At 41.9% G+C, this 12991-nt stretch carries 9 protein-coding genes and 1 pseudogene; 7 read left to right on the top strand and 3 right to left on the bottom strand.

Going from position 1 to position 12991, the window contains the following annotated elements; translation table 11 throughout:
• Positions 1–946 precede the first annotated feature (946 nt).
• Both HFV01_RS17890 and HFV01_RS17895 read right to left on the bottom strand, forming a co-directional pair.
• Entirely contained in the window at positions 947–1639 is a 693-nt protein-coding gene (locus tag HFV01_RS17890; protein WP_006620542.1) for a Mo-dependent nitrogenase C-terminal domain-containing protein, read from the bottom strand.
• A gap of 145 nt (positions 1640–1784) precedes the next feature.
• Complete coding sequence (locus HFV01_RS17895; RefSeq protein WP_006619075.1) at positions 1785–2084, bottom strand: 30S ribosomal protein PSRP-3; 300 nt, start codon at positions 2082–2084, stop codon at positions 1785–1787.
• Between the two features lie 96 nt (positions 2085–2180).
• Between HFV01_RS17895 and HFV01_RS17900 the strand changes: the two genes are divergently transcribed.
• From HFV01_RS17900 to HFV01_RS31730, 7 genes and pseudogenes are all read left to right on the top strand, one after another.
• The gene (locus HFV01_RS17900) at positions 2181–2954 is read left to right on the top strand and encodes a TIGR01548 family HAD-type hydrolase (protein ID WP_006620543.1); all 774 of its coding nucleotides are present in this window, start codon (positions 2181–2183) and stop codon (positions 2952–2954) included.
• Positions 2955–3120: 166 nt separating this feature from the next.
• The gene (locus HFV01_RS17905; protein WP_193520258.1) at positions 3121–7584 is read left to right on the top strand and encodes a PAS domain S-box protein; all 4464 of its coding nucleotides are present in this window, start codon (positions 3121–3123) and stop codon (positions 7582–7584) included.
• Positions 7584–9089 (top strand): endonuclease/exonuclease/phosphatase family protein, encoded by a 1506-nt coding sequence (locus tag HFV01_RS17910; RefSeq protein WP_006669447.1) that lies wholly within the window; start codon positions 7584–7586, stop codon positions 9087–9089. Before HFV01_RS17905 ends, HFV01_RS17910 begins: the two co-directional genes overlap by 1 nt.
• A gap of 164 nt (positions 9090–9253) precedes the next feature.
• Complete coding sequence (locus tag HFV01_RS17915; protein ID WP_187758350.1) at positions 9254–11050, top strand: two-component system response regulator; 1797 nt, start codon at positions 9254–9256, stop codon at positions 11048–11050.
• 62 nt (positions 11051–11112) lie between these two features.
• Positions 11113–11580 carry a response regulator gene (locus tag HFV01_RS17920; RefSeq protein ID WP_318285790.1) on the top strand — a complete coding sequence of 156 codons (468 nt, stop codon included), beginning with the start codon at positions 11113–11115 and terminating at the stop codon, positions 11578–11580.
• Positions 11581–11716: 136 nt separating this feature from the next.
• Entirely contained in the window at positions 11717–11929 is a 213-nt protein-coding gene (locus HFV01_RS17925) for a hypothetical protein (RefSeq protein WP_006669451.1), read from the top strand.
• A 138-nt stretch (positions 11930–12067) separates the two neighbouring features.
• Positions 12068–12424 (top strand): annotated as a pseudogene (locus tag HFV01_RS31730) (sensor histidine kinase).
• On the opposite strand, the gene HFV01_RS17940 reads toward HFV01_RS31730, so the two are convergent.
• Positions 12421–12888: an acyl-CoA thioesterase gene (locus HFV01_RS17940; RefSeq protein WP_006620551.1), complete on the bottom strand. Its 468-nt coding sequence runs from the start codon at positions 12886–12888 to the stop codon at positions 12421–12423. The pseudogene HFV01_RS31730 and the gene HFV01_RS17940 overlap by 4 nt on opposite strands.
• Positions 12889–12991 lie beyond the last annotated feature (103 nt).

Below are 12991 nucleotides of genomic sequence, written 5' to 3' on the forward strand. Positions count from 1 at the left end.
GGGGAGATATAATTCACCGCAGAACCCGCCCCTACATTGTACACAGAGGCAATCATCAACAACTGAAAGCGGAAGATAGAGGGCGGGTTTATTTATCTTCGGGTGGGGAGATATAATTCACCGCAGAACCCCAGAGGGCGGGTTTATAGGGCGGGTTTATTTATCTTCGGGTGGGGAGATATAATTCACAGCAGAACCCCAGAGGGCGGATTTATTTATCTTCGGGTGGGGAGATATAATTCACAGCAGAACCCCAGAGGGCGGGTTTATAGGGCGGGTTTATTCATCTTCGGGTGGGGAGATATAATTCACAGCAGAACCCGCCCCTACGTTGTACACAGAGGCAATCATCAACAACTGAAAGCCGAAGATAGAGGGCGGGTTTATTCATCTTCGGGTGGGGAGATATAATTCACAGCAGAACCCGCCCCTACGTTGTACACAGAGGCAATCATCAACAACTGAAAGCCGAAGATAGAGGGCGGGTTTATTCATCTTCGGGTGGGGAGATATAATTCACAGCAGAACCCGCCCCTACGTTGTACACAGAGGCAATCATCAACAACTGAAAGCGGAAGATAGAGGGCGGGTTTATTTATCTTCGGGTGGGGAGATATAATTCACAGCAGAACCCCAGAGGGCGGGTTTATAGGGCGGGTTTATTCATCTTCGGGTGGGGAGATATAATTCACAGCAGAACCCGCCCCTACATTGTACACAGAGGCAATCATCAACAACTGAAAGCGGAAGATAGAGGGCGGGTTTATTCATCCTCAGCGCGTGGGGAGATATAATTCACAGCAGAACCCCAGAGGGCGGGTTTATAGGGCGGGTTTATTCATCTTCGGGTGGGGAGATATAATTCACAGCAGAACCCGCCCCTACATTGTACACAGAGGCAATCATCAACAACTGAAAGCGGAAGATAATTGCCTCTGGTGATTAGCTAACAATACTTGGAGATATCCTCGTGACACTCATCAGCCAGATAAGATAAAGCCCGAAAGCGTAACCCTACTAATTGCTCATAGAGGGGGTTAATCTTGCACATGGGGGGGATATGAACAATTTTGTGACCAAAGAGCTTAATATCCCTTTCAAAAGGACACTGAGGAGGAACCATTTTACAAATGAATTTGGCTACTTTGGGGTCATGTAGTTGCCAGTCATCTAGCCAATGCTTGACGGGAGCTAAAACATCTATATGATGGTGATGATGTGCTGGGCGCTTGGGTTCCTTGGGTTCTTTGCAGTAACCTTCTGATAGATCTTCTAAGGTGTGTCTGAGGGAGTCTAAGACTTTGACTTGTAAACCCAAGGCTTCACAAAACTGGTGGAGAAGGTCATCTTCACAGACTGAATAAATGCCGTCAGCCAGCGCGACCATGACGGCGGTTCGCATGAAGTTCTCGGCGAGAATTGGGTTGGGTCCTAAGACTTCTGCTAATTCCTGGGGAGAAATGGGTTCGAGGGTGTTAACATCGATATCTGTTGCGAGGATGTCATGGGTGATGCTGGCAATTAATTCCTGTTCCTCCTCTTGAAACTGACCGTCAGCCCAAGCTAAGGCTAGTAGGCCTCTCATCCAGGCGAGAGTCTGTTGGCTGCTGTATTGGGTGGATTCAGCGATGCTATTCATTGGTTATCCTAGCGCTCGATGTTTCCAGTTTAGCTTAGGCGATCGCTCAAAAAAAAGTATATACAATGTTACAAACAGAGCAAAAGCCTACAACCGAATGCTGTAGGCTCAAACTCGCTATAATGTTAAGAACTGTCGCGCGCTATCAACTGCTTCCGGTGAAAATGACTTCGGGGAATTTGGATTGAGCCTCACCAAGGGGCCGCCGCCTGCCTTCCTCTTGCCAGTAGTTGATGACTTCGGTAGCTTTATTGAGTAACTCAATGCGCTCGACATCATTGATCCAGCGCTTGGACTCTAGTTCATTTTTGAGTTCTTCCCAAGCATCTTTGCGTGGCCAGAAAAAGTAGGAGGTCAGTGGACTACTCCCTTTCCCTACTACTTGGTCAACAGCCAGCGCGACGTTATCATCGAGCCAGAGAACTTTTAGAATGAATCTTGACAATTACACCTCCGGGCTAATTTGAGTTAATTGCAAAAAATACACAACACTCGATTATATCGCAGTATCTCTCGTTTGTAACATTTTTGATGGGTTGACATGAAAGCTATTGTAATTTTTGATATTGATGGGGTAATTCGAGACGTGGGAGGGTCCTATCGTCGGGCGATCGCAGATACGGTAGAACTTTTTACTAAATCCTATCGCCCTACGGTGTCAGATATCGATCGCCTCAAGTCTGAAGGGGTTTGGAATAATGACTGGGAAGCCTCCAGGGAGTTGATTTATCGCTATTTTGAGAGTCAGGGTCAAAATCGCGATGCCATTAACCTGGACTATCGGCAAATTGTAGCCTTTTTCCAATCCCGCTATCAGGGACCAGACCCAGATAATTGGACGGGTTACATTTGTTCTGAACCCCTGTTGTGTACCCCGGAATATTTCCAGCAGTTAACCGATAATGCGATCGCCTGGGGGTTTTTTAGCGGAGCCATGCGAGATGAGGCATTATATGTATTACAGGGGAAACTAAATCTGCCTAATATTGCCCTAATTGCTATGGAAGACGCACCGGGAAAACCAGACCCCACGGGGTTGCTGGCTGTCGTGGGTCAATTGGAACCCCCAGAGTCCCCAAAACCTGTGATTTATGTGGGTGACACGGTGGCGGATATGTACACAGTCGCTAAAGCACAGCAACAGGACAGCACGCGGACTTGGGTGGGTGTGGGTGTATTACCTCCCCATGCTCAAGAAACTACGGAGAGTATAGCATCCTACACCCAGACGCTGAAAAAAGCCGGAGCGACTCAAGTGGTCAATGGCGTACAACAACTAACACCAGAGGTGATTTTCCGGTTAATTGCTGAGTAGTTTCGTCCCACAGCGGCTAGTTTCTGTCCGATTCATCGCTAATCAGGCTACACTAGATGATAATACCAAATTTTAATATCAAACTCTGTTAAAGCCTGCATCTACAATATAAGTCCAGCATCTTGATTTGAATCGGCCGAGTTGGTTAAACTTCTATTAAACTGTGATGGTTACTCAGACAATTTATCCATCGAGTCCAGAATTTCAGCAAGCTATTATTCATTGTGCTGATATTGCTATCATTGCGACCGATCGCAATGGTATGGTTTGCACATTTAATCGCGCGGCGGAAAACCTCCTAGGATATACAGCCTCCGAGGCGATCAACCATATTCACTGGACGGAATTTCATCACCAAGACCACAGAAATACTCGCCACACTGACCAAAAAGAACAGCTACATCAAACCCTCATAGAGCGCGTAATTTTAGGGGAAACTGACGAACAGCAACACACCTATATTCGCCGTGATGGTACTACTGTGGTTGTGTCTCTGTTGATCAGCGGCGTGAGAGACGCAAATGGGGAATTGATCGGATTTTTGGCAATGGTTCGACCACTAGCACCAGAAGCGATCGACACCCAAAAACAGCGACAGCAGTTTCTGCATAATCAACAACAGGCACAAATGGAACTGGCTCGGTCTTGGGAATTTTATCACGGAGATATTGACCAAGCCTTTGAGACCCTGACTCGTATTGCTGCCCGCACTTTGCAAGTAAGTAGAGCGAGTATATGGTTTTATACACCATACCATAATGCCATTGAGTGTGTCAAGTTATATGAGCAGGAAAAAGACTGCTATTCTCAGGGGAGCAAGCTGGAAGCTACCGACTATCCGAGCTATTTTTCCGCCCTAGAAACTACAGAGAGAATTGTGGCAGTAGATGCCCAAAATCACCCCAGCACTAGGGAATTTACCGCCGCCTATCTTCAGCCTCTGGATATTAGGTCTATGTTAGATATTCCCATTCATTTGGGAGGGGAAACTATCGGGGTTCTGTGTTTAGAAAATCAGGGAGAGGTGATTAATTGGGATCTGCAACAACAGAACTTTGCCACCTACCTAGCAGACTGGGTAACTCTAGCTTTGGAGGCTCATGAAAGGGCGATCGCTCAAAGGTCTCTACACCAAAGCCAAAAGCGACTACAAAATATCCTTGATCACGCTCCCGCCATAATTTACATGAAAGACGATGGCGGACGCTATCTCCTAGTGAACCGAGAGTATGAAAAGCGATTTAATTTGCACCGTGATCAGGTGCTGGGTAAAACTGATTATGATTTGTTTCCCCCAGAAATCGCCCTAGCTTTTCAATCGGCTGATACAGCTTTATTAGAGACTCAAGAACCTATCCAATGGGAAGAAGAAATCCGGTTTAATGACAGCTTAAAAACCTACCTATCTAATCGTTTTCTGTTAGAAGATGATACCGGAAAAACAGCAGCTATTTGCTGTCTGGCTACAGATATCACCAACCAAAAACTTTCCGAGGTGGCTTTGCTGGAAAGCGAAGCGACTAACCGAGCCTTATTAAATGCCATTCCTGATTTAATTCTTCAATGTCAGAGGGATGGCACAATCGTTGATGTGAAACCACCCCATAACAGTTCTGACTGGATGTTACCAGAATTATTATTAGGTAGAAATATCCTAGATATTTTGCCTGATGAAGTTGGTAATAATCTCCAAGATGCTCATAATCGCGCTTTATTTTTCTCGGAAATTCAAGCCATTGAATATCAATTACCTGTCAAGAATGGAGAGGAATGGAGGCAATATGAAACCCGCATTATCCGTGGCAACTCCCAAACAGTCATTTGCATAATTAGGGATATTACCGAACACAAACGAGCCACGGCTGAGTTAGCACTTCGCGTACAATTAACGGCTCTCAAATCTGAGGTAGGGTTTGCGATAACTCGTGGGGGTAGTTTATCGGAAGTTATGACTAATTGTGCTAAGACTTTGGGGAATTATTTTGATGATACGATTACTTGTATTTGGGCGATAAATCATGCCAATACTTTACTAGAATTACAAGGTATTGATGGTTTGGATAATCCCCCAGCAAATTTGGCTTTTATTACAGTTGGTTCTCAGCCAATAGGGGTAATAGTGAGTAAACAACAATCGATTTTGAGCTTCGATTTATGCCATGATGCTTGGGGTGAGGATTTTGCCACTATTACCCAGCAAGGTTTAACTAATTTTGTCGGGTATCCGTTAATTGTTGACGGTGCTTGTGTGGGGGTAATGGGTTTATTTAGTCGGGAATTATTGACTAAGCAAGTTTTGGAAACTTTGGCGGTAATTGCTAATCAAATGGCGGTGGTTATTGAATTTAAAAAAGCGGTGGAAGCGTTACAAAGTCGTGAGGAACAATTAAAATTGGCTCTGGAAGGTAGTTCTTTGGGTTTATGGGATTGGAATATCTCGACCGGAGAAGTATATTTTGACCCACAATGGCAACGAATGTTAGGATATGAACCACAGGAAATTGATAATACTTTCCAATCTTGGAAACAATTAATTCACCCCCATGATCAAAAACGAGTTGTGGAGGCTTTAAATGATTCTATGAAGGGTCGCCGCCATGTTTATGAGGTGGAAATGCGAATGCTAAATAGTTCCCAAAAATGGCAATGGATGCTGTCTCGTGGTAAGATATTTAAATGGGATGAACAAGGACGACCCCTGCGAATGACGGGGACTTATAAAGATGTTAGCGATCGCAAACAAGCCGAAATTGAACTATTGCGGGTTAAGGCGGCGGTAGATAGCAGCAGTGATGCTATTGTGATTACAGACCTGGAAGGAAAAGCACTATATTTGAATCGCGCCTTGATTGAAAGTTACGGCTATACTGTGGAAGAATTAAATGCGATCGGTGGACCGATTAAACTTTATATTTCTACCCGGGTTGGTAATAGTATTTTGTCTTCTCTGCAAAATTTGCGATCGTGGAGTGGGGAAGTTGGGATTAAAACTCGCTATGGGGTGATTATTCCTAATTTAGTCCGTGCTGATTGTATTTTTGACACAGCAGAAAATCCCATTGGATTAATTATTGTACATACCGATATTACCGAGCGACGACGAGCCGAGGAAACTCTCCAACAAAAGTTACTACAGGAAAGATTTGTCGGTATTATGTTGGAGCGGATACGCTCATCTTTGAATTTACAAGAGGTCCTGCAAACTGCGGTGGAGGAAGTCCGCTATTTCTTGCAGGTCGATCGCACAGTGATTTATCAGTTTAATGCCGATTGGACTGGCTTTATTGCGGTGGAGTCGGTGGGTTCAGAATGGATGGCTTTGCAGGGTTTAGATATTCGTGATGAGTGTTTTGAGTCTTCCCATGCGCGGTTGTATGAAGATGGCAGAACTAGAGCGATCGCTGATATTTATAATGCTAATTTAACTCGTTGTCATGTGGGACTTTTGGAAGGTTTACAGGTGAAAGCTAATCTGGTAATTCCCATTTTGCAACCGAAAAATGTGGCAAAAGACAATAGTAAACTTTGGGGATTATTAATTGCTCATCAATGTCGGGATACTCGCAAGTGGCAAGCCTTTGAGATTTCTAGCCTTAAACAAATTGGCGTGCAATTGGCGATCGCTCTCCAACAATGCAGCCTCTTTGAACAGGTACAAATGGAACTGGCTGAACGGAAACAGGCGGAAGAGGCTCTCCAAAGATCCGAGGCGAGAGAACGACGCAAGGCTAAACAGCTTGCTACTACTTTGCAAGAGCTGAAGAGTACCCAGGCGCAAATTATCCAAAGTGAAAAAATGGCATCTTTAGGACAGTTAGTGGCTGGGGTGGCTCATGAAATTAACAATCCGATTAGTTTTATTTACGGTAATGTTAATCCGGCTCGACAATATTTAGCCGATTTATTAGATTTGTGTGAATTATATCAGCAGGTTTATCCCGAAACTCATCCCGATATTCAAGATAAGATTGAGGAAATCGATCTGGAGTTTATTAAGGAAGATTTTGGTAATATTTTAGAGTCCATGCAACGGGGAGCCGAGCGGGTCACTAAAATTGTTTTATCTTTGCGAAATTTTGCTAGACTTGATGAGGCTAAAATCAAAAAAGCCGATATTAATGAAGGCTTGGAAAGTACGATCATGATGCTACAAGGTCGCTTTAATATGGTTGCCAAAAAATGCCAAATTGAACTTATTAACCATTGGGGGGATTTGCCGAGAATTGAATGCTTTGCTAGTGAAATCAATCAGGTATTTCTGAATTTATTAAATAATGCGATCGATGCTTTGGAAGACCGGATAAAAGTGGATAGAGACTTTATTCCTACCCTCACCGTCAGCACTTTACCTGTTCATCATCCTAAGTCTGGTAATGTGGGGGTAAAAATCGAAATTGCTGATAATGGTCTGGGAATACCCCAGGAAATACAGTCGAAAATTTTTGATCCATTTTTTACGACTAAATCTGTGGGACGCGGCACAGGTTTGGGTTTATCTATTGCTCATAAAACTATTGTTGAGCAACATGGTGGTTATCTCGAATGTGACTCCCAAGAAAATGTCGGCACTACCATGATAATTAGACTGTTTAATAATTATCTTGATCAGCGAATGTCTAAGGTGGAATAATGATGACAATTGATATAGTGCTTTTAATCAATGCTATTGATGATTTGGAACCTCCCTTTGCCAATTTTTTAGAAACTGCTGAAGTGATGATTACAGTAGCTTCAAGTTCATCGGAAAATTGGCGCGTTGAATGGTTACAGGTTGAAGACGGTATCCCCCCAAATACCATGGCGGCTATTGATACTATTGGGGATATTTGTAGTGACTTTCAATGGCGACCACAAGCCATGAGAGTGATTTATTACTGGGAGGGTAGACCCACAGAATGTCAGCCAAACTCCACCAGTTTGACAACGGCGATTAATCAAGCGATCGCATCATGTAAACTCCATGATGTGACTATTTATATTAACCGCCAAAGTTCCCTAAGTCAAGACTTAATAGACACAGCATATAATCGTCTAGCCGAGGCAACTGGGGGACAGACCTGGGGGGAGGAAAATGCGATCGCTAGTTGGGCAATATTTCTGGAATATTTAACCTTTCACAAACCCGTAAAATCCCCAGCAATTCTCAGATCCAAAACCTTAAAAATAGGCACATTTAACCTATATAACTTAGTTTTACCCAATCGAACTTATTACGAAACTCGACAATATACCCCAGAACTTTACCACCAAAAAAAGACCTGGATTTCTCATCAGTTAGCAACCATGCAAGCCGACATCATCGGATTTCAAGAAATCTTTGACCCCGAAGCACTACAAGAAATTCTCGCCGCCACCGAATCCTATCATAACGCTCATTTAATTACCACGAATCCCACTCGTGATAAACCCGTAGTAGGTCTCTGTTCCAAATTACCAATTATCTCCTGGCAAATTTATGATAAATTCCCCCCAGAGTCTCAAATAGATATAGAAGGAACTATGATTCCCATTAACCATTTTTCGCGACCTGTGTTAGCAGTTAATATTCAACTACAAGACAGCCTACAGTGTACGGTTTTTGTTGTGCATCTAAAATCCCAGCGTCCCCAAATTCCCGAAGGAGTAGATAGCCAAGATCCCGTAGAAAAAGCCAAAGGAAAAGTCAGGTCTTTACTGCGTCGATCCGCCGAAGCTACTGCTTTACGATGTATTATGCTCAAGACTTGGAGCCATAGCCAAAATCCGATTATTATTTTAGGAGATTTTAATGATAGTGATTTAGCCATTACCACCAAAATTATGGCGGGGGATATTTCTTGGAAAAAAACCCGATTTAAACCAAACCACAACCATGATGAGTTACAGCTTTATAGTGTCAAAGATATTCAGGCTAGGCAAAGTTACCGAGACTGCTACTACACTTATATGTATAATGGTTATTATGAAACTCTCGATCATATTTTGGTTAGTCAAGAATTAGTTTTAGAAAACTCCCGCCAAGTTGGGAAGGTTAGTTATGTTGCCTTATTCAACGATCACCTTGTAGACCAAAGCCTAAGTGATGAATCAATAGAACCCTGGAAGTCAGATCATGGACAGGTGGTGGCGACAATTCAATTAAATGGCTATTCTTGATAACACTGTGGTATCTTGGTGTCTGTTTGGCGTATCGCTACCCAAATAAGCAACATATACCCAAAAAACAACTGGGTTGAGTACAATGTTAATATTTCCTATTTATCAATCCCTTGACCATGGGGGTTCAATAGCTTACCCCACAACCTAGACTAAAATACATTATGAGTTATAAACAGTCAAATAACCACCAAGAATCAGATATTTTGATTGTTGATGATACGCCAGGAAATTTGCATCTACTGTCGCGCATTCTTAGAAAAAAAGGGTATCAAGTTCGTGAGGCGATCGACGGCAAAACGGCACTAGAGGAGGTCAATAATAAGTTACCCGATTTAATCCTGCTGGATATTATGATGCCTGATATAGATGGTTATACAGTTTGTAATCAGCTTAAATCCGATCCTAATACAGCAGAAGTACCCATAATTTTTCTGAGTGCTTTGGACGATATTTTTGACAAGGTGAAAGCCTTTGAAAGTGGTGGAGTAGACTATATCAGTAAACCCTTTCAGTTTCAGGAAGTCTTAATCAGGGTAAAAAATCAACTAACTCTCCGGCGAACTCAACAGCAATTACAAATTTTAAATACCCAACTAGAAGCAAGAGTTGAACAGCGAACTAAAGAATTAGAAATTGCTAACAGTAAACTCCGGGATATGGCTTTTCGTGATGAGTTAACTAATTTACCAAATCGAGCCTTATTTTTGGAACGTCTGGCTGATGGTATTGACATCAAACAGCAATATCCTAACTATCAGTTTGTGGTGTTGTTGCTAGACTGCGATCGCTTTAAAATGATTAACGAATCCCTCGGACATTCCGTAGGTGATCAACTATTAGTCGCTATTTCCAAACGTCTAAAATCCCTGCTAAAACCGGAAGACACCCTGGCTCGTTTAGGAGGCGACGAATTTGCGATTATGGTTAATAAAATCGAGGATATGGCGGAAGCCAAAACCATTGCTCAAAAAGTTCTTGATAGTTTTTCCCATCCTTTTGTCTTGCCAAATCAAGAAGTATTTATCAATGTAAGTATTGGCATATCTTTGTCACATTTAGATTATCAAAAACCGGAACATATACTACGAGATGCAGATACAGCCATGTATCGAGCCAAAGACTTAGGCAAAGGTCAATATCATATATTTGACCCGAGTATGCACCACCATGTTTCGGAAAAGCTGCAACTTGAAAACGATTTAAGGCGAGCCATTACTAATAATGAATTTCTAGTTTATTATCAACCCATAATCCATCTAAAAACCGGAAAAATCGCAGGTTTTGAAGCCTTAATTAGGTGGCAACATCCCACCAAAAAATTAATTCCCCCCGTCTTATTTATTCCCATAGCCGAAGAAACAGGTTTAATTAACGCCATTGGTTATTTAGTGTTAAAAAGTGCTTGTGAGCAATTCAGAAGCTGGCAAGAAAATAAACTTATTAATGATTCGATGTTTATCAGTGTGAATGTATCCGCGAGACAGTTTGCTAATATGGAGCTAAGTCAGCAAATACAACAAATTTTAGAAGCCACCAAACTAGATCCCCATTGCTTAAAATTAGAAATAACAGAAAGCGCAATTATGGATAACCCGAAAACAGCAGTAGCTATTCTGGAAGGTTTTAAAAGCCAAAATGTCCGACTAAGTATTGATGATTTTGGCACGGGATACTCTTCTTTAAGTTATCTGCATAATTTCCAAGTTGACACTCTTAAAATCGACAAATCTTTTGTGCAAAGAATGGATAATAATGGTTCAAGTTGCGGCTTAGTTCCCGTGATTGTTAACATTGCAAAAACCATGAAAATGGGGGTAATTGCTGAGGGTGTAGAAACCCCCGAACAACTGTCATTATTGAGAAGTTTAGAATGTGAGTTTGCACAAGGTTATTTATTTTCTCCACCGCTACCCGAAAGTTCATTGCTCGATTTAATCTCCGGAAATCTAACATGGTAAATAATTTCGCTAGTTTTAACTCCTAAATAATCAATACTTAAAACTATTAAAAGCCATGAATTATGAATAATCATAATTTTGCATCAGCCGATATCTTAATAGTTGATGATGTCCCAGAAAATATTAGGTTATTATCAACTATGTTAATGGAGTTTGGATTTCGGGTGCGGAAATCTATTAACGGTAAGATGGCACTCATGGCAGTTAATGCCTTAAAACCGGACTTAATTTTACTTTATATCAATATGCAGGGTCTCAATGGTTATCAAGTTTGTCAAGCCTTAAAAAACAATCCAGAAACTTCGGAAATTCCGATTATTTTGGTGAGTGCTATTAATCAAATTGAAGATCAAGTTAGGGCTTTTCAAGTGGGAGGAGTGGATTATATCACGAAACCTTTTCAAGTAGAAGAGGTGATGGCGAGGATTAACAATCAACTAAAAATCCCAAATCTGCCAAAAGATAGATTTACAGCTTCAAAATCAGCAACTAAAAGCGACCCAAAAGCAGTTAGCAGCCACCCAAGTTGAACTAATCCAAAAGCAGACAATGGTAGCCTTAAATCAATTATTAGCAGGGATTTTTCATGAACTTAATAATCCGATTAATTTCATTGCTGGCAACCTTGAACCTGCCTATCAATATTGTTAAGATATCATTGAGTTAATGAATTTATATCGACAAGAATATCCCCATCCTTCCCCCAGGATTTTAGACCTAGCAGAAAAACTGGAACTAGATTTTGTTTTAGAGGATCTTCGGAACTTAATTAGATCCATGAAAACAGGGATAAAACGGATTTATCAAATCATGTTAGCTTGGCGAATTTTCTGCCGCACCACCAATGAAGCAGATATGAAATCGATTGATTGGCATTAATCTATCAACAGCATTTTGCATTTAATAAAGCATAGATTGCAGGGAAACGATGATACTGTTGATATTCAAGTTATTAATAAACAGGCGAAAAATTTGCCGAAAATTAACGGTTATCACGGCTTAATTAATCAAGTATTTATGCACCTAATTAATAATGCTATTGATAGCTTAATATCTGCTCAAAATCAAGGGGATGATTCCGACTGGGTTCCGACTATTTGGATAACCACAGAACAAGTTAATCCTAACCGGGTAGCGATTCGGATTCGTGATAATGGTGTGGGAATTGCGCCGGAGTGACAATCCCGTTTATTTGACCCATTTTTCACTACTAAAACTGTGGGCAAAGGGATGGGATTAGGACTAGCTACCAGCTATCAAATTGTGGTAGAAAAACATCACGGACAGTTGATTTTATCTTCTCTTCCTGGAGAGGGGGCAGAATTTCGAGTAGAATTACCGATCGCCCCAATTTCCCAAGATAGCGTAACTTAACCATTATCGATGAGTTTAGCGATCGCCTCATTTAAAATAGGCGGCCATTGTCGTCTAATTTTACCAGTTTGGCGATCGATAACCACCAGAGTAGTAGTGGCGCTAACATAGCGTTGACTACCGTCTAGGGACTCAATCTCAAATTCCCAGGGAATGCGAACTTTTGTCAAGCCAGCAATACGATTTTTAACCTTAATGCGATCGCCCATGTGTACAAATTGATGATAGCGGATTTCCAACTCAACCACAGGCAACTCAAACCCCAAAGCCACCAACTGATCATAACCAACCCCCACAGACCGCAACGCCCCAATACGGGCCTCTTCCATCCAACCCACATAAGTCCCATGCCAAACCGCCCCCGCATAGTCAGTTTGATGTGGGAACACTTCCACCAGATACTCAAACCAATTTGAGGTCTTAGTGGGCTGATCTTGTGAACTAGGATATTCTAATCGAGACACTTTACAATTCGTTCCAAAACGCTACATTTCTACAAATTATCAGTTAATCAGCCGCTTTGTCCTAAGTTATATAATAGTGCGTTTGATAATGAGCGTTGTTTTG

Source organism: Limnospira fusiformis SAG 85.79, from assembly GCF_012516315.1.
Lineage (GTDB): Bacteria > Cyanobacteriota > Cyanobacteriia > Cyanobacteriales > Microcoleaceae > Limnospira > Limnospira fusiformis.

Excerpts from the sequence above, each read along its gene's own strand:
- HFV01_RS17910 (WP_006669447.1), top strand. The coding sequence starts at position 7,584 with ATGATGACAATTGATATAGTGCTTTTAATCAATGCTATTGATGATTTG.
- HFV01_RS17905 (WP_193520258.1), top strand. The coding sequence starts at position 3,121 with ATGGTTACTCAGACAATTTATCCATCGAGTCCAGAATTTCAGCAAGCT.
- HFV01_RS17900 (WP_006620543.1), top strand. The coding sequence starts at position 2,181 with ATGAAAGCTATTGTAATTTTTGATATTGATGGGGTAATTCGAGACGTG.
- HFV01_RS17890 (WP_006620542.1), bottom strand. The coding sequence starts at position 1,639 with ATGAATAGCATCGCTGAATCCACCCAATACAGCAGCCAACAGACTCTC.
- HFV01_RS17925 (WP_006669451.1), top strand. The coding sequence starts at position 11,717 with ATGAATTTATATCGACAAGAATATCCCCATCCTTCCCCCAGGATTTTA.
- HFV01_RS17915 (WP_187758350.1), top strand. The coding sequence starts at position 9,254 with ATGAGTTATAAACAGTCAAATAACCACCAAGAATCAGATATTTTGATT.
- HFV01_RS17920 (WP_318285790.1), top strand. The coding sequence starts at position 11,113 with ATGAATAATCATAATTTTGCATCAGCCGATATCTTAATAGTTGATGAT.